At 45.7% G+C, this 17,018-nt stretch carries 16 protein-coding genes and 1 pseudogene; 7 read left to right on the top strand and 10 right to left on the bottom strand.

Annotated features, from left to right (window positions below):
* Positions 1 to 278 precede the first annotated feature (278 nt).
* On the top strand, positions 279 to 602 hold the full coding sequence (locus Q8L79_RS01355) for a hypothetical protein (protein ID WP_305267321.1): 324 nt from the start codon (positions 279 to 281) through the stop codon (positions 600 to 602).
* Positions 603 to 632: 30 nt separating this feature from the next.
* Here the strand turns inward: Q8L79_RS01355 and Q8L79_RS01350 are convergent, their stop codons facing one another.
* The 6 genes and pseudogenes from Q8L79_RS01350 to Q8L79_RS01325 all read right to left on the bottom strand — a co-directional run bounded on the left by Q8L79_RS01350 (position 633) and on the right by Q8L79_RS01325 (position 3,826).
* Positions 633 to 1,382: an IS5 family transposase gene (locus Q8L79_RS01350; RefSeq protein ID WP_305267319.1), complete on the bottom strand. Its 750-nt coding sequence runs from the start codon at positions 1,380 to 1,382 to the stop codon at positions 633 to 635.
* Positions 1,379 to 1,894, bottom strand: coding sequence for a hypothetical protein (locus Q8L79_RS01345; RefSeq protein WP_305267318.1), 516 nt, complete (start codon positions 1,892 to 1,894; stop codon positions 1,379 to 1,381). Before Q8L79_RS01345 ends, Q8L79_RS01350 begins: the two co-directional genes overlap by 4 nt.
* 86 nt (positions 1,895 to 1,980) lie before the next feature.
* Complete coding sequence (tnpB, locus tag Q8L79_RS01340) at positions 1,981 to 2,331, bottom strand: IS66 family insertion sequence element accessory protein TnpB (RefSeq protein ID WP_305267316.1); 351 nt, start codon at positions 2,329 to 2,331, stop codon at positions 1,981 to 1,983.
* Positions 2,332 to 2,512: 181 nt separating this feature from the next.
* A complete protein-coding gene (locus tag Q8L79_RS01335; RefSeq protein WP_305267314.1) occupies positions 2,513 to 3,091 on the bottom strand; it encodes an IS30 family transposase in 579 nt (192 codons plus the stop codon).
* Positions 3,092 to 3,097: 6 nt separating this feature from the next.
* Positions 3,098 to 3,352, bottom strand: coding sequence for a helix-turn-helix domain-containing protein (locus tag Q8L79_RS01330; RefSeq protein WP_305267311.1), 255 nt, complete (start codon positions 3,350 to 3,352; stop codon positions 3,098 to 3,100).
* Between the two features lie 109 nt (positions 3,353 to 3,461).
* Positions 3,462 to 3,826, bottom strand: a pseudogene (locus tag Q8L79_RS01325) (ISAs1 family transposase).
* A 272-nt stretch (positions 3,827 to 4,098) separates the two neighbouring features.
* Between Q8L79_RS01325 and gap the strand changes: the two are divergent.
* Both gap and pyk read left to right on the top strand, forming a co-directional pair.
* Positions 4,099 to 5,112, top strand: coding sequence for a type I glyceraldehyde-3-phosphate dehydrogenase (gap, locus tag Q8L79_RS01320; RefSeq protein WP_305267309.1), 1,014 nt, complete (start codon positions 4,099 to 4,101; stop codon positions 5,110 to 5,112).
* Positions 5,113 to 5,129: 17 nt separating this feature from the next.
* Positions 5,130 to 6,560 carry a pyruvate kinase gene (gene pyk, locus Q8L79_RS01315; protein ID WP_305267308.1) on the top strand — a complete coding sequence of 477 codons (1,431 nt, stop codon included), beginning with the start codon at positions 5,130 to 5,132 and terminating at the stop codon, positions 6,558 to 6,560.
* 783 nt (positions 6,561 to 7,343) lie between these two features.
* Here pyk and Q8L79_RS01310 read toward each other — a convergent pair.
* Together Q8L79_RS01310 and argH are read right to left on the bottom strand one after the other, a co-directional pair.
* Positions 7,344 to 10,151, bottom strand: a complete 2,808-nt coding sequence (locus Q8L79_RS01310; protein WP_305267307.1) for a class I adenylate cyclase — start codon at positions 10,149 to 10,151, stop codon at positions 7,344 to 7,346.
* Positions 10,152 to 10,165: 14 nt separating this feature from the next.
* Positions 10,166 to 11,560: an argininosuccinate lyase gene (gene argH / locus Q8L79_RS01305; protein ID WP_305267306.1), complete on the bottom strand. Its 1,395-nt coding sequence runs from the start codon at positions 11,558 to 11,560 to the stop codon at positions 10,166 to 10,168.
* Between the two features lie 192 nt (positions 11,561 to 11,752).
* On the opposite strand from argH, the gene hemC reads away from it, so the two are divergent.
* From hemC to Q8L79_RS01285, 4 genes are read left to right on the top strand one after another with little or no spacing between them, the layout of a single operon-like run.
* Positions 11,753 to 12,694: a hydroxymethylbilane synthase gene (gene hemC, locus Q8L79_RS01300; RefSeq protein ID WP_370869848.1), complete on the top strand. Its 942-nt coding sequence runs from the start codon at positions 11,753 to 11,755 to the stop codon at positions 12,692 to 12,694.
* Between the two features lie 39 nt (positions 12,695 to 12,733).
* Positions 12,734 to 13,495 carry a uroporphyrinogen-III synthase gene (locus Q8L79_RS01295; protein ID WP_370869853.1) on the top strand — a complete coding sequence of 254 codons (762 nt, stop codon included), beginning with the start codon at positions 12,734 to 12,736 and terminating at the stop codon, positions 13,493 to 13,495.
* Between the two features lies 1 nt (position 13,496).
* Complete coding sequence (locus tag Q8L79_RS01290) at positions 13,497 to 14,810, top strand: uroporphyrinogen-III C-methyltransferase (RefSeq protein ID WP_305267301.1); 1,314 nt, start codon at positions 13,497 to 13,499, stop codon at positions 14,808 to 14,810.
* A gap of 15 nt (positions 14,811 to 14,825) precedes the next feature.
* Positions 14,826 to 16,058 carry a heme biosynthesis HemY N-terminal domain-containing protein gene (locus Q8L79_RS01285; RefSeq protein WP_305267300.1) on the top strand — a complete coding sequence of 411 codons (1,233 nt, stop codon included), beginning with the start codon at positions 14,826 to 14,828 and terminating at the stop codon, positions 16,056 to 16,058.
* A 120-nt stretch (positions 16,059 to 16,178) separates the two neighbouring features.
* Here Q8L79_RS01285 and Q8L79_RS01280 read toward each other — a convergent pair whose 3' ends face one another.
* Together Q8L79_RS01280 and Q8L79_RS01275 are read right to left on the bottom strand one after the other, a co-directional pair.
* Positions 16,179 to 16,535, bottom strand: coding sequence for a type II toxin-antitoxin system PemK/MazF family toxin (locus Q8L79_RS01280; RefSeq protein ID WP_305267298.1), 357 nt, complete (start codon positions 16,533 to 16,535; stop codon positions 16,179 to 16,181).
* Entirely contained in the window at positions 16,528 to 16,782 is a 255-nt protein-coding gene (locus Q8L79_RS01275; protein WP_305267296.1) for a hypothetical protein, read from the bottom strand. Before Q8L79_RS01275 ends, Q8L79_RS01280 begins: the two co-directional genes overlap by 8 nt.
* Positions 16,783 to 17,018 lie beyond the last annotated feature (236 nt).

The following is a 17,018-nucleotide window of genomic DNA, read 5'->3' as shown; positions in this document are numbered from 1 at the left end:
GTCCAGCGCCTGGATGACGTCCTTATCCTGAACACCGGCGGCGGCTTTTAACAGAATGCGAGCTCGCGTTTGGCTGCGAGCGGCGCTTTTACCTTGATGAACAAAGGCTTCCAACTGAAGTTTTTCTTCGTCGGTCAAATTGACTTTATATTTAATGGCTGGCATGACTAAACCTCACTACACCAAAGTCAATAGCTATATCATAAATTATCGCTTCACTTCAATATGACTGACTACTAGGCATCCTTTTAGGAAATATAAAATACATAGTACTGGGGTTGAAGGATTTTGATTTAAGTTATGCCGGAAGCTTTGCTAAAAAAAATCCCATTCATCAAGCTTTAGCCAGTCTTAACACAGGTGAAAATGTTACGCTAAATCAGTGGGACGGTAAAATTGTGGTACAGCATAACGATTTAATTATCGCTATATTATCAAAGAGTGCTCAGGAACAATGGCAGAGTATGCTCAACAAAGTACAAGCGGTTAGCGTTATCGCTATGATTACTCGCTATAAAACGGATAGTGAAGAGCAATACCAATCGCGCTGTAAAGTAGAGCAATGGGAAGTGCCTATGCTTGAAGTCATGTTAGCGATATAGTTACTAAGAATCTGTTTGGAAATTACCGCTTCAAGCCAAACGATTCACCATGATGCGAGTCATGGCGATGTAAATCCAAGCTTCATCGGTGCGAATCAGTCGTTCATAGGTTTTACTGAGACGACGCGAATGGTTTAACCAACCCAATGTTCGTTCGACGACCCGGCGCCTGGGCAGCAAAGTAAAACCGCGCGTTTCTTTTGGACGCAAGACTACCGTCAGGCAAAATTTAAAACATTCAGCGGTCCATTGAACCAAACGACCACTATAGCCGCCATCCACCCAAATCTTACGTAACTTTTTGCAACTGCCGGGTAGATGCCGTAGCAACAGGCGAGCGCCATCGCGGTCCTGCACACTGGCAACTGTCACCCATGCCACTAACAGCAGGCCCAGCGTATCGACCAATAGGTGGCGCTTGCGTCCATTGACGCTTTTCGCCGCATCGTAGCCCCGTACTCCGGGTGTTGCCGTGCCTTTAACGCTCTGGCTATCCAAGCAACCTGCGGTCGGATGTTTGTGGCGGCCCAGTTTTTGCCGCAATCTTGACCGCAGTAAGTCATGGAGACGTCTCCAGGTGCCATTACATGACCAGCGATAGAAATAATAATAGACTGCCGTCCAGTGGGGAAACTCTCGTGGTAGCTGACGCCACTGACAGCCTGTCTTCAACACATAAAGGATAGCGTTCAACACTTGGCGAAGACTCAATTGCCGTGGCCTGCCTACCAGTGACTCAGGTAAAGGCGGCTTTAAATAACGCCATGCTCCATCACTCAAATTGCTCGGATAACGTTTTTTTGGCTCATACTACGATTTCGTTGTAAAAATTTATAGCTTATGGGCGGAAAAACGAATTTCAAAACAGCTTCTAAGCCATTGCCACACTGGCCACAGGTGCAGGATTCAGGTTCGTGGCGATGGTCAATGCGTGGCAAATGATCGGGTAACGGTTGACGACCGGCGCGAGGGCGTTTGGGGCGAGCCAACGTCTCGCAAGGGCTCTTGTCTTGCAACTGTTCGACTTCGGCCTCAATGGCCAATAGATCGGTAGTCCAGGTTTCCTCAAACACATCCCGCTGCAGCGGGGTCAGGCTTTCGTTCTTGCGACTGAAGCGGATACGCTTGTAATAGGCCAGCTCAAAGGTCAGTGCCTCGATTTTGACGTCTTTGGTTTGGATGGCTTTGGCATCCTGGATCGCTTGATCGAGGAACGCCTGAAGCATCGCCGCCACTTCGGTTTTGGCAGCCGGTTCCAGGTTCAATTGCTCAAGTTTTGTCAGCGGATTCATGGCTGTTATTATACCTAAATCACCGGCTGAAAGCCTTGATATTAATGAGTTTCAGCAGGTTTTTACTGCCTCGTTTTGCCTCTCATTCAAACCCGCCATTCCGCTTGGGGCTGAGCTGATAACCGCTGCCAATTGACACCGGCAACCAACCATTGCCATTGGCTCGACGTCATCGCAAACACCGCATCGCCGACCTTGGGCCACACAAAAGTCCCTTGGTGCAAACTGCGCTGACACAACCAAACGCCATTGCCGTCCCACAACAACAACCGTAAACGGGTGCCAGTACGATTACGAAAGATAAAAGCCGATCCGGCACAGGGCGAATGCCCCAAGCTCTGCTGAACTATGGCCGACAAGCCATGCAAGCCCCGCCGCATATCCACCGGCGCCACCGCTAACCAAATCTGCGCCGGCGTGTCGATCAAGCCAGACATCGTAGCAACTCTGCCACCCAGCCAGCCGACACCGACGGCGAAAGCTCCAGCCGATGACCTTGGACATGGGTAAAGACGATGACCGCTGCCGCAGGTGTAGCCACAGAGACGGACTCAGTCGGCTCAATCTGCACCGGCACTAAAGCAATCGAATCTGCCGCAGGCAGTTTGCGATACTCGCTCAGTCTCGCTGTAAAAGTCCGGACATTGATGCGTTGCTGCACGCAATACTCGGCCTAAGATAAACCGCTGCTTTGCCACCTTTCAATGTACTGACGCCATTTCGATGTAACGGCCATAGCCACCTCCTGATCAAAAAAATCACAGGATGCCGGAGGTGAAAGCTATTTTGTAAATGGGATGGCTGGGCGCTTACGCTGCAGCAATAAATAGTGGCCTCAGTCACCCCTTCGGCATGTTTGCTCGCTACCTTTTTTATCAGGGTGAACTTGGAAAATCGATCCACTATCGTCACTAAGGCGCCTTGATGGTTCTTGCCGATCACGGTATCGATTTCCCAATCGCCGAGACGGGTCTTTTGCGCAACGATCTCAGGGCGTTCGTCGATACTGATACGGTTCCTGATCTGGCCGCGCTTATCCTTTGATCCGTATCGCTTTTTGCGTTTCTTGTTGCTGTGCCGAAGATGCTGATACAAAGTGCCGCCGCACTGCTTATCTGCCCAGATAGGCTGATAAATGCGCTCATGGCTGATTGTGATTTCCAGCTTCCCCGAGACTTGCTCCGGGCTCCAGTCCAAACGGACTTAAGCTTCAATTTCAACGATCACTTCTGCGGTCATTTTTAGTGCTTTTGCAGCTTGAGCCCGTCGCTTATCCGCTTTTATTTGCGCCTGCTGTGGGAAGTAGCCCTTTTTGCCTCGATTGCGTTTCAGCTCCCGGCACACGGTAGATCCCGATAGGCACAATAACTCTGCTATCTCTTTCTGGTTTTTCCCCTCTGTAATTAATATCTTAATCTGGTATCTTTGTGCCTGGCTTAGCTGTTTATAGTTTCTCATGCGCTTTCTCGTCTTTGGTCGGATTGAAAAAAGCGTAAAACTATATCAGCTAACCTTTTTCTTTTCCGATTAGTGCTGATTGCACTTATGAGCTGAATCTAAGTTCGATTTAACTTCCGTTGCCTCCTCCTACCCTAAAGCCAGTCGGTTTGCAGAACTCCAGGCGCTCATCATATGCAGCGGGTTTCTGTTTTTTACGATCCCGTGACGCACTCGCTGTTTTGTCATCGACGCTGATGAGTTCACCCTCAGTTTGTGTATACATACTCTTCGTCCAACTGATAAAGCAGTCTTGGAAGCCTTTGGGCGATAATCTTGAGATAACATACGCTATACAGTTATGGGATGGAACGCCATTCTTTAGCGGAATATAACGCCTGAGCCAATCTAATTGGTTGCGACCAAAATCGGCATATCTTCCCCACCTTCCGCACCACTGGTCACTGCACATATTGTAAGAATAATGATGTCCATTAACTTGCGGAGCTTATTACGCTCTATTCGGGGATCAGGTAATTTTGAAAAATGTTCTACAAAGCATGGATTCATCTGCTTTCTTTGCAAAAAAACAGCACTATAACCCTATAGCATGTTGTTTTTGAATATTTTTATATGCGTTTGCCTTGGGAGGTTTTCTACGTCAATAGACTAATCATCTTAATTTTTGATATAATTAAACAGTTTATCGGAAACCTTAAGGTTATCCGTTTTTGTAAGTTTTCATTTCATCACTCTGGAGAAAATCTATGCCAATTAAAGTTGCAATCAATGGTTATGGCCGTATTGGACGTAATATCGTTCGTGCATTATATGAAGCTGGTCGTACCAATGAAATTCAAATTGTTGCAATCAATGATTTAGGCGACGCTGCAACAAATGCACACCTGACTCAATATGATTCGGTGCATGGAAAATTTCCTTTCGAAGTAAGTGTTGATGGTGACTACATCGTTATCAACGGCGATAAGATTAAGGTTTTCTCGGAAAGAGACCCATCAAAACTGCCATGGGGAGAGTTAGGCATTGACGCCGTTCATGAATGCACCGGTTTATTTACCAGTAAAGCCAAGGCATCCGCGCATATTGCTGCTGGCGCAAAAAAAGTTATTATTTCAGCTCCCGGCGGCAACGATGTAGATGCAACTATAGTTTTCGGCGTAAATCATGATGTTCTCAAAGCATCAGATACCGTCATTTCTAATGCATCTTGTACAACCAACTGTTTATCGCCATTAGTTAAACCCCTGCTCGATACAGTTGGCGTGGTACATGGTTTAATGACTACTATTCATTCTTACACCAACGATCAGGTTCTGACTGACGTTTATCACAGTGATTTACACCGAGCTCGCTCAGCCACGCAATCGATGATTCCTACAAAAACCGGTGCAGCTGCCGCTGTTGGTTTAGTATTGCCTGAGCTGGTTGGGAAAATGGATGGTTTCGCAATGCGCGTACCAACTATTAATGTTTCTGTTGTTGATTTAACCTTTCAAGCGGCCAGAAATACCAGCAAAGAAGAAATCGACCAAATACTGAAAACAGCTTCCGAAGGCTCTTTAAAAGGCATTCTGGAATTCAACAGCTTACCACTGGTTTCAATCGACTTTAATCATAACCCGGCGTCGTCAATTTATGACTCAGCATTGACCAAAGTCATGAATGGTAACCTTGTAAAGGTTCTATCCTGGTATGACAACGAATGGGGCTTCTCAAACCGTATGCTGGATACGACAATTGCTTTAGTCAACGCAAAATAACGGATTTCCCACATAAAATGTTAAGAAGAACCAAAATTTTAGCAACACTGGGTCCTGCTACGGATAAGCCTGGTGTACTTGAAGGCATGTTTGCAGCAGGCCTTGACTTTGTTCGTATGAACTTTTCACATGGCTCTGCTCAAGACCACATCAACAGAGCCAACGCTGTTCGTGAACTTAGCTTAAAAACCGGCAGGCTGGTAGGTATTTTGGCTGATTTGCAAGGGCCTAAAATTCGCATTGCTCGCTTTAAAGATACCAAGGTGTTTTTAAATGAGGGGCAAAAATTTGCTCTGGACATCAATTTTGATCCGATGGCTGGCGACAATACTCAAGTTGGCATTACTTACGAACCATTAGCTTTAGAAGTCAAACCAGGCAGCAGACTGTTATTGGATGATGGACGTATCGTACTTGACGTGGTCAATGTTGAAAATATGCGCGTTAACTGTACCGTTATCGTTGGTGGTGACCTGTCTAATAACAAAGGTATCAACCTGTTAGGCGGTGGCCTTTCTGCGGCTGCATTAACCGACAAGGACAAGGAAGATATCAAAACAATTGCGATAATGAAATGCGATTATGTAGCCATTTCCTTTCCACGCACCGCTGAAGACCTTCATGAGGCGCGTCGTCTGTTGGTTGCTGAAGGTTGTCATGCCGGTATAGTGTCTAAAGTTGAGCGAGCAGAAGCCTTGGATGTTATTGACGAAATCATCCTGGCATCGGATGCCGTCATGGTTGCTCGTGGTGATCTTGGTGTCGAAATTGGTGACGCTAACTTGCCTGCTGTGCAGAAAATGCTGATCAAACGCACTAGAGAACTAAATCGTGTTGCAATTACCGCCACACAAATGATGGAGTCAATGATCGACAACCCGATTCCTACTCGTGCCGAAGTTTTTGATGTTGCCAATGCAGTTTATGACGGCACCGATGTCATTATGCTATCAGCAGAAACTGCGTCTGGTAAACACCCAATTAAAGCGATTGAAGCAATGCATCGCGTTTGTATTGAAGCAGAAAAGCAACCCAAGGTTCGTGTCTCCGGGCATCGTGTTGAGCTTCAATTTGAGCGTGTCGATGAAGCCATTGCAATGTCTGCCATGTATCTGGCTAACCATACCAAAATACATGGTATTGCTGCGTTAACCGAATCAGGCTCTACAACATTATGGATGTCCAGGATCAGTTCGGGTATTCCAATTTTTGCACTTAGCCCTCGACAAGAAACGCTTGGTAAAGTCACTTTGTATCGCGGCGTTTTTCCGGTACTTTTCATCCATGACCTTAGCGATCATGCTGAAGTAAACCGGGCTATCATTGCGGAACTAAAAAGACGTGGAGTTGCTGCGGATGGCGACACATTCATTATCACTCAAGGCGATCTGGAAGGGATACCGGGTGGCACCAATGCTTTAAAAGTTATCACTGTTGGACAAAACTAACTTCTTGAAACTTTAATTGATCACTTGATAGCTCTAGTCTCCAGTCCGAGAGTTATCGTGCAATAAAGATTACACCTTAATAGCCTGAAAGATTTTAATTTTTCAGGCTATTTTTGGGGAATACTTTCAACTGATATGGTTACATTGAGTCACTGTTGAATGCGGTTTATATGTAGTATGCCGGTCAACTGCATTGACTGCGGAGAGAAGAATGGTGCTGCTGGATTTGAGTCAATAACGAGAGTCAGTTACACTGCTGTTCCTCATCGCTAAAAACCGCTCACGGTGGGGCTGGGTATTTGCCAAGGTAAGTTGGAAATACGCATGGCATTCGTTCTCTGCTCAGCTTATTTCCACACTGCTATCTCATGATAGGGGCTCAGCGACTCCTAAAGAGCATTCTAAGTTAAGCCAAATGACAGTAGACGCGAGGCTGAACATAGTTTGATAATTTCTTGCTAATCGCTGATATCGCGTTGCAATTTGGCGGGAATTCAAAAAATCGTTCGACCAAATTCCGTTCTTTATAAACAATTCCGTCAAAGTTTCCCGGTATTTTTCGATTTTTTAGACGTAATCAATTTCTTATTGATTATCAGCCAAATTCGTGTCATCTGTGTGCCGCTTTTCAAGGATTCAAAGCACCGGCAGAAGGTTTGGAAGCGCTGGCTTCCTTTTCTTGAAAACCCAAAATTGTGAGTATATCAAGGCTATCTCATATGTTACCCGCTATTCCAGGCAGAAGACTTAATTCAAAAAACAAGCTGAAAGTGGCAGGTAAGATTAAATATTAAATTTATCTTCTATTTTTTGTTTGTAGTTTAAATAATGAATGGTTTGCAGTTTCTCCGGACTATCGATGCGGAATGCAGAAAGTGGCAGGTCTATGTCAGTAATATGAATCGGATAATTAATCTTACCGTTTCTAAATTGGAGTATATGTTGATAAGCGGCATAAAAGACTTGGTTGCCGTGGTCTAGCGAGGAAAATTCTTTTTCATTACAGTAGATTGAATAGACAATACCCTTGTGAGTATCTTCCCCTGTGATGCGTAAGCTTAATTCCTGGTTTGAGGATGTTGCCTTTAGCTGTACCGGATTATAAGAAAAGATACCGGTAGGGCTTTTCTTGATTTCGTAATACTCAATGGTCAAAAAAGTTTCAAAAAGATTGCGGTTGAGGAGCGATTCTAAAAAAATGGAGTATTGCTTTAGCAGGTGACCAGGGTTTGCCTTGTTGTGCTGCTGCGTATATAAGGCTCCTTTTTCATCAACAATATAGACGCTGATGTCCGCCTTGCTTTCGTAGTAAAAAAGCTGAATTACTTGCGGTCTATTCAGGGAGTAAATAAGATGGATAGGCGTGTTTTCGAGGACGGCTTGGTCAAAATGAATGGTGCTGAACTGTTCCTGAGGGCTGGCTAATTCGTTTAATAGTAGTTTTTTTGTTGTTAGTTCTTTGTAACTTAGGGTTTTATTGGCAGTCTGAAAGACATAAAACGACGTTCCTCCAGGTAAAATATAACGGGGTGAGCGATTATGGTGTTGTTTGGAAAAAAGTTTAACTAAGGTGCTAAATACCGTTTCAACGCGGAGGATAATACCTTTGGCCCGAGCCCGAGTATGGCAAATAAATTTCAGGTCGCTCAGAGACAGCGGTTTTTTGTTGTTATTAATGATGTCCGTTAAACAGTTAAATAGCCCGTCTACACCCTCATCCTGACTGGTTGTGATTTCGCCCCAGCTGGACAGTGAAATCCTGTTTATGGTTTGAATAAAGCATTGACGGCCCATCCCGTAACTTAACGCATCAGAACGCTCACTCATAACGCACAGGCCGTCGTCATCTGATATTCCCATGTTGATAATAATCAGTGAACTCAGCTGCACCTTGAGGGTTTGGTAGGTTTCCAGTGGGGGGTCGTAGTTAAAGTTCCGGGTTAAGAAAAGATTGATCTGAGTCAAGGTTGAATGCAGCTCTTCATTCGGCATTTTGAGTGAATGTGAACTGAACTGGAGCTGTAGCTGTTTGTGATAGAGGCCATTGATGATCAGCCAGCAAAGAATTTCGATTAAAGTCCGGCATTTTTGTATGGGTCCAAAATCTGCGGAGTTGGTCATCTGCACGTTTTTCAGGTACAAAGCCCAGCCATCGTCGCCACCGGGAAGGCGGTTTTCTACGATAGATAATGTATTTTCTTTTGAGTGGACTTCTGAACGCGTAGTAATGATTTCAATCTTACCCGGCTTTTTTTCCAAAAAGGAATGAAGCTTTCTGCCTATCAATCTCAGATCATTGCTGTTTTCCTGGTTTTGGGTTACATGGTCTCTGGCGAATCCCATAATCATACGGTAACAGTGGGTCAGTTGTTGCACAATAACGGCATGTTCCGATGTTGCTTTTTTTATATTCCAGAGTCGCTGATATTTAAAGTTATCAATAGTAGATATGGGCCAATTCCAGTTTGTAGCGATAGATTGCATATATTTTTCCCTGGTGGCTCTGGTCTGAGAGTCCATGGTATTGTCGGATGATCCCATCACTTTTAAATAAAAACATTGACGAGCTAGGGCTAATCTTCCATGGCTATGAGCTTTTTGCAGATATTTTTCGACTTTTTGATAAATGAGCAAATACGGGTCGAGATCGATCGTCATATAGTTGCCCTGATAAACGGATTTTTTTATGTCCTGACACAGCCATTCAGTCTGAGGGTATTCGCTGGCATAGCATTCCATTAATAGCAGTTTCAATAGTGATTTGTGCGGTGAATGCAGGGCTTTATAAAGATGCCAAAGGGTGGCGCTGGTAAACTCTTCAGCCGGAACCGCGTCGAAGCCGCCAAAGTCGATAAGCTCATGCTCGGGAATGAACAGGTTATCTATTAAATGCTTGATATAGCGTGTGTAGTTTCCCTCTTCATGAGGAGGAACCAGCCACCATGCAGGGCTTTTCCCCGCGATATAAATTGCTGTTCTGTAAAATTCTTCAAGCAGTAAATAATGCTGTGTCTGACCGCTACTTTCTGTGGAAATCGGAGTGTTTTGACCGAGCAGGAATTGTTTGCTGTCCATTAGGAAGAAATGCACTTCCAATCCTAGCGATGCAGCCCAATTCTCTATTGCAGTGGCTTTTTTTTGCAGCTCATCAATGGCGCTGGATAACAAATCGGATTGATGGCATAACCAGATATCCATATCGCTGGTTTTTGAAAAAGCGATACTGCCGACACTACCCATTAAGAACAGACCTTCAATAGGGTAAATATGCGAAGCTATACGGGTATAGTTGAAATTTTTTGCAAGTTGTTTGGCTGCATTTATAGTACGGATGCCTGGATTATATTCAGGCATCCCTGCGGGTGTCGTCGAGGAAATGAATCCAGGTAACATAGGAAAATTGCAATGAAAAAGCAACGGCAATAAATCTAAGAATGCTTGTTGACGTGGTTGTAGAAACTCCTGAATACGCTGTTCACGAAGCTGATTCAAACGCTTAAAACGGTGTTTGATTGTTTGGAGGTCTTGGATACTGATTTCTTCGCCGGGCGAACCTAAATGGATGGGGCGCTCTTGGTGTGATTTGATCATAGTGGAAGCGTTTTTTATACTGAAATTATGCTTTGTCGTGCTGTCTGGATGGCGAGCTTGACCGTGTCGGGAGCTGTGCCGCCAATGTGTTTACGAGCCGCGACCGAGCCTTCCAGCGTTAAATAATCAAAAACATCATCGGTAATCAAGTTTGAAAAATGCTGTAGCTCTGGCAGGGACAGCTCGGATAAGTCGCGTTGGCTTTCTAATCCTAAGCGTACGGCTAGGCCCACGACTTCATGGGCATCACGAAAGGCCATGCCTTTGCGTACCAGATAATCGGCAAGATCGGTGGCCGTAGCAAAGCCGCGTTTGGCTGAGCTATACATATTGGCTTTTTTGGCTTCGATGTGGGGGATCATATCGGCGTAAGCCCGCAAACAATTAATTAAAGTATCTGCGGTATCGAAAAGCGGTTCTTTATCTTCCTGATTGTCTTTGTTGTAAGCCAGCGGCTGGCTTTTCATCAGCATCAGCAGTGAAACCAAGTGGCCGGTTACCCTGCCTGACTTGCCACGCACCAGTTCCGGTACGTCGGGATTTTTCTTTTGCGGCATGATTGATGAGCCGGTGCAAAAGGCATCAGGCATCTCGATAAAGTCAAACTGGGCGCTGGACCACAAGATCAGTTCTTCGGAAAAACGCGATAAATGCATCATGATCAAGCTGCCGGCCGCCGTAAACTCAATCGCAAAATCACGGTCACTGACCGAGTCCAGCGAGTTGGCCGAAGGACGGCTAAAACCGAGTAAATCGGAAGTCATCTGGCGGTCTATCGGGTAACTGGTTCCAGCCAATGCCGCAGAGCCTAAAGGCATAATATTGACGCGCTTGCAGCAATCTTGCAGCCTTTCCCTGTCGCGGCTGAGCATTTCAAACCAGGCCATCAGGTGATGGCCGAAAGTAATTGGCTGGGCGACCTGTAAATGCGTAAAGCCCGGCATGATGGTATCGGCGTGTTGCTCCGCCAAATCCAGAATGGCTGTTTGCAAGCGCGTGAGTTGGCCTAAAATCTGGGTGATTTCACTGCGCAGGTAAAGGCGAATATCCGTCGCTACCTGATCATTACGGGAACGTCCGGTATGCAGTTTTTTTCCGGCAATGCCGATTAAATCGGTCAGGCGGGCTTCAATGTTCATGTGAACATCTTCCTGCTTGATCGACCAGACAAATTCGCCATTAATTATTTCCCGGCTGATTTGGGTCAGGCCGTCAATAATAGCGTCGCGTTCTTGTTCGATCAGAATACCGCAAGAGCAAAGCATTTTGGCATGGGCGATTGAGCCCTCAATGTCTTGTTGCGCCATACGTTGGTCAAAATCGACAGAGGCGGTAAATACCTCTACAAAGGCATCGGTTGCCTGGGCAAAACGGGCGCTGGAAAGTTTGTCGGAATTAACGTTGGTCATGGCGGTTTCATTGTAAGTTGACTATTGGGTCAAATTATACAGCGAAAGCTTACACTCCTGCTAACGCTCCTTACTTACATCCTTGTAGGCAAAGCTTCCGTTCTTTACCTGCATTCGTGCGGGTAAGTAATTAAAGTTCGATTAACCGTCATCAACTTACACGGGTTACAATAACGTAATTTATTGTTGAAAATGAATGGTGTTCTTTTGACTGAAAAAATTATTCGTATTGCGACGCGCCGGAGTCCTTTGGCGTTGTGGCAGGCAGAGCACGTTGCAGAGCGTTTGGAGCGGACATTTCCAGGATGCAGGACTGAATTGGTTAAAATGACCACGCAGGGCGACAAGATTCTTGATGCGCCTTTAGCCAAGATTGGCGGCAAGGGATTGTTTGTCAAAGAGTTGGAGCAGGGCATGTTGGAAGGTTTGGCCGATATTGCCGTGCATTCCATGAAAGATGTGCCGGTGGAGTTTCCGGAAGGCCTGCACTTGGCGGCCATTTTAATCCGCGAAGACCCGACCGATGCTTTTGTCTCCAATCATTATGCGACGTTACACGATTTACCGGCTAATGCCAGAATCGGTACGTCCAGCTTGCGCAGACAATGCCAGATTAAAGAGTTTTACCCTGAAGCTGAAATATTGTCGTTAAGAGGTAACGTCAACACCCGCCTGTCCAAGCTGGATAGCGGTGAATACGATGCCATTATTCTGGCTTCGGCCGGTTTGAAAAGACTGGGCATGGCTGAACGCATTACGCAATGCCTGGATACCTCCGTCAGCCTGCCGGCAATTGGCCAGGGCGCTATAGGCATAGAATGTCGGATTGACGATCCGGAAATCAATGAGATGTTGAGTACGTTGCATGATAGCGAAACCGGGCTGTGTGTGATGGCGGAAAGAGCAATGAACGCACGTTTAAATGGCGGCTGCCAGGTACCGATTGCCGGTTTTGCGCAATTGCAGGATGGGCAACTGTTTATGCGCGGCTTGGTCGGCAGTCCTGACGGCAACCTGATTTACCGGGCTGAACGGACAGGCGGCCTGGACAGGGCTGAAGCTATCGGCAAAATGATTGCTGAGGACTTATTAGCCCAAGGTGCAGATGAAATTTTGCAAGCGCTGTTTCATTGAATCCAGGGATGTGAGTAAGGAGCGGAAGCTTTGAATAAAGTGTTGAGCGGCGTACGTGTTTTAGTGACACGACCTGAGCATCAGGCAGAAAATCTGAGCCGTTTAATTGAAGAGCGGGGCGGGATAGCCATTCGGTTTCCCACCTTGGATATCGTTTCTCGGAATGACGACGAGATAAAATATAGCCTGACGAATATGGACAGCTTCCAATGGGTTATTTTTATCAGCGTCAATGCAGTAAATTTTGCTCTAAAGGCGAATAGTGGCAAAATAGGCCGCACGGAGTCTGTACGTTTTGCCGCAGTGGGACGGTCAACGGCGCAAGCCATGAAAGTGGCCGGGTTACCCGTTGATTTAATGCCTGCAGATGGTTATAACAGCGAAGCGTTGCTGGCGATGCCTCAACTACAGCAAGTCGAGGGGCAGAATTTTTTAATCGTTCGCGGTGAAGGCGGACGTGAACAGCTGGCAACTACGTTACGCAGCAGAGGCGCAGAAGTTAATTATCTGGAAGTATATAAAAGAATAATCCCTCGTATTGATAGCTCACCTGTTATCGAGTTGCTTGTGCAGCACCGCTTGGATGTCATTACCGTAACCAGCGCTGAAGCACTGCAAAACTTAAGTTTAATGCTGGGTGAAAATAATAATAAGCTATTGTCATTAATACCCCTGGTGGTAGTTAGCGATAGAATCAGGTGTATAGCTGCCGATATGGGGTTTAAGCGAGTTACTGTGACGGATAGTCCTATCGATACAGCAATTCTTGAGACAGTAATAACGTGTGTGACAGGGGAATAGAGTGACCGAGTTGAGTGAAAAACAAGAACAGCATGTGAGCGAAAATAGCAAAGCTTCCGCTCCTGCTAACGCCCCTCGCCTAAGTCCTGTAGGCGAAGCTCACAGGTCGCGTAGCGGACTCTGGTTTGGCATCATTATGCTGCTCATCATTATCAGTGTGGCGGGTGCTGGTTTTTATCTTTTTCAGCAATTACGCTCTCAACAGGATAATTTAGGCGGGGAAGTTAATAAGGGGGATATGCAGCTAATCGAGTTGTCAAAACAGATTAGCGGTTATCAGACACAACTTGCAGCCATCCAATCCCAACTGGCAACCGTAGAAGCTGATGTTGCCGGGAAAGAAGCCCATTTTGCTAAAACCTTGGCGGATTTTTCCCAGCTTCATACCGAAAAACTGAACAGCACACGAAACGAATTAAATACCGCAATTCAACAGGTACAACGTCAATTAGGCAAAACACGCGGCGATTGGTTAATTGCCGATGCGGAATATCTGTTAAGCATAGCCAATCAGCGTCTATATTTAATGGGCGATATCAATACCACCCGCGAAGCCTTGGAGGCGGCGGATCAGCGTCTCAGAGAAAGCGGTGATGCGGGGGCGTTTAAAATACGCGAACAAATAGCCAAGGATATTGCCGCCATCCGTAATGTGGCAGTGGCCGATATTGTGGGTATGTATGCCTCAATTGAATCGTTGCAAGATCAGGTCGATACCTTAACCTTGTTTTTGCCTTATACAGGAAAAACATTGACTCAGCCCAAACCAGCACAGGAGTTGAGCGATAAGGCCGGTCAAAATTTGCTTGATTCTGCATTGGGACAATTGGAAGGGATAGTGACTCTTAAACACACCGAACATCCCATCAAGGAAATATTAACACCGGAACAAGCCCAGTTTATTCGTGAGCAGTTAAGAGTCAAGCTGGAAATGGTTAAAATCGCCCTAGTTCAGCAGAACGAGGGACTTTATCAGTCCAGTCTAGCCGATGCAAAAAAATGGATCGAACAAAACTTTGCAAAAAATCCAGAGACGAGTAATTTTATTGCCGAGCTGGACAGGTTTAATGCCATTAAAATCCGCAGCCAGTTCCCTGACATCAGCCTATCATTGAAAATGCTTAGGGATATTACCAAACTGAGGCTGGAAGTCGACAAGGCCATGCCGCCTGCTGAAAAAGTCAAATCCGAGCAGGTCGAAAAACCTGTTGAGCCAGCAGAGGCAGTCAGTCCAGCCGAAGCAATAAAGCCAGCCGAGACAGCGCCCCCCGCTGAGCCACCAAAACCGGCTGAAGCAGCACCTGCCGCACAATAATCCAGAGAGTACATAATGAAAAATATAGTGTATTTTTTGGGTTCGCTTCTTATTGCCGTTGCCGCCGCTTTTTTTGCCAATAAATGGTTGGGCGGATTTGAGAGTCCCGGTTATGTTCTGATAGGTATTGGATATTGGTCCATGGAAACATCGTTAATCGTTTTTGCGGTTAGCTTGATCATGGGTTTTTTTGTATTTTACATCTTCTTCAGGTTTTTAGGCTGGCTGCTCAGATTGCCGGGTCAAATCAAAAATCGCGGCAAAAGCATCAAATTTAACCGTTCGCAGGAAGCCTTGATTGCAGGCTTGGTCGATTCTGCGGAAGGTAACTGGGAAAAAGCCGAAAAAGTATTAATCAAACATGCCTCGCACAGTGGCGCTCCGTTAATCCATTATTTGACCGCAGCAAGAGCCGCACAATCCCGTGGCGCGCTTGATAAAAGAGATGAATATTTAAAAAAGGCTGCCGACCAAGCACCGGGTTCCGATGTGGCGATAGGCCTGACTCAGGCAGAATTGCATTTATCAGAAAAACAATTCGAACAAGCCCTGGAAACATTGACACGCTTGCATTCCATCGATCCGACTCATGCCAGCGTTTTAAAATTATTACACCAAGCCTATCAACAAGCTGGTGATTGGGAAGGCGTGCGCAAACTGATCCCGTCATTGAACAACAATAAAGTGTTGATGGAAGCTGAAATAAAACTGCTGGAAACCGAAGCATTCAGCAAATTATTAAAGCAAGCGGCCGAGCGGGGCAGCACTGATGAAATTGAATCACTGTGGTCGGAAATTCCCGATTATATAAGGAACATGAAAGGCGTTTCGGCGATTTATTTTGCCGCAATGATTGATGCCGGAGCAGGCGCAAAAGTAGAAGGCGGATTAGCCAGAGCCTTGTCGACAACTTGGGATCAAACGCTGGTCGTACTGTATGGCAATGTTCAGTCGATTGACATCGCAAGACAGCTTGAAACCGCTGAGCAATGGTTGCCGATGCACCCGCGGGATGCCGTGTTCTTGACCGTTTTGGGCAAGTTGAGCATGAAATGCGGCGACAACCAAAAAGCGACAACATACCTGACCAAAAGCCTATCAATAGAACCCACCGTTTCGGCTTATCAAATACTCGGTGATTTGTTGTTTGCCCAAGGCGATAAAGACAGAGCCAGCGAATGTTATAAGCAAGGTTTGGAGTTGGCGTCCAGCGAGATTGTCAGTCGGATTGATTCAATATCCGGTTAATTGGCTGACGGCTACCAACTTTTAAGGCTGAGCACAGACCCAAAGCTAAACCGTCCACCTTTCGACAGGCTTAGGGCGAACGGTTTAGCCTTAAACTCCGTCTTAAGAGGTTAGCCTAATTTACGAAAGTTCATTTAACCCAAGCAAAGGCAATAATCTTTGCAGAACAGCAGTGAAACAATCTTGGTCAGCGGTCATAATGAATTTAACCTTACGCTCCCGCCATGAAAGCGTTTGCACAATGGATGACGCCACGACAGAGGGTTTATCCAATCCGGATACAGAAACTTCAGAAAGGGTGCCTCTAATACTGGAGCTGAGCGGACAACAAATAACCAGCCCAGTTTGTTTTGCATAGGCTTTAGATGACAGAATTAGTGCAGGCCGGTATTTCCCTGCCTCTTTACCTTTCTGTGGTTCAAAATCCAACCAAACAATATCTCTTCTATCAGGAATATATTGCTGCTCTTTAGCCATATTCAGCTTCTGAAAGGTTGGTAACCACTAGTTCGGCATGATCCGGATTTAGCCCTTTAATGATTTCATCTTCGCTAAAGGGCATGGCTTTTCTTGGTGGTTTAACCTTCCTAACCACAAAACCCTCTTCATTGACCTCGATTTGCACTTCATCACCCGATTGAAAATGCGGTACATCCCGTAATAATCCGGAAACCCGAAGCGCCAAACCATTACCCCATTTCTGAATTTTAGTATTAACAACCATATTGCCTCCTGAAGTAGATACTATGTAGATATAAACTATAGGCTTAAAATTTAAAAAGAGCAATAAGACTCCAGCTTGTTTGTTTAATACGGATGATCATTATGCGTTGTTTTTACAGCTTGATAGCGGGCTAATTTAGGCTAGCCGCCGTGTGTTTCTGGCTTGTCGCGCATTGTTTGAATTGGGACTTTCATTAAGAACACGGCAAATGATTAGCCTTAAATCGGATGGACTCA

The organism is Methylobacter sp. (genome assembly GCF_030680395.1).
Classification (GTDB): Bacteria; Pseudomonadota; Gammaproteobacteria; order Methylococcales; family Methylomonadaceae; genus Methylobacter_A.
Note: the sequence above shows the minus strand (reverse complement) of the source record. Positions and strands in the feature narration are given on the sequence as shown.

Coding starts and splice junctions, on each gene's coding strand:
- Q8L79_RS01345 (WP_305267318.1), bottom strand. CDS start 1,894: ATGAATCCGCTGACAAAACTTGAGCAATTGAACCTGGAACCGGCTGCC.
- tnpB (WP_305267316.1), bottom strand. CDS start 2,331: ATGTCTGGCTTGATCGACACGCCGGCGCAGATTTGGTTAGCGGTGGCG.
- Q8L79_RS01330 (WP_305267311.1), bottom strand. CDS start 3,352: ATGAGAAACTATAAACAGCTAAGCCAGGCACAAAGATACCAGATTAAG.
- gap (WP_305267309.1), top strand. CDS start 4,099: ATGCCAATTAAAGTTGCAATCAATGGTTATGGCCGTATTGGACGTAAT.
- pyk (WP_305267308.1), top strand. CDS start 5,130: ATGTTAAGAAGAACCAAAATTTTAGCAACACTGGGTCCTGCTACGGAT.
- Q8L79_RS01310 (WP_305267307.1), bottom strand. CDS start 10,151: ATGATCAAATCACACCAAGAGCGCCCCATCCATTTAGGTTCGCCCGGC.
- argH (WP_305267306.1), bottom strand. CDS start 11,560: ATGACCAACGTTAATTCCGACAAACTTTCCAGCGCCCGTTTTGCCCAG.
- hemC (WP_370869848.1), top strand. CDS start 11,753: ATGAATGGTGTTCTTTTGACTGAAAAAATTATTCGTATTGCGACGCGC.
- Q8L79_RS01285 (WP_305267300.1), top strand. CDS start 14,826: ATGAAAAATATAGTGTATTTTTTGGGTTCGCTTCTTATTGCCGTTGCC.
- Q8L79_RS01280 (WP_305267298.1), bottom strand. CDS start 16,535: ATGGCTAAAGAGCAGCAATATATTCCTGATAGAAGAGATATTGTTTGG.
- Q8L79_RS01275 (WP_305267296.1), bottom strand. CDS start 16,782: ATGGTTGTTAATACTAAAATTCAGAAATGGGGTAATGGTTTGGCGCTT.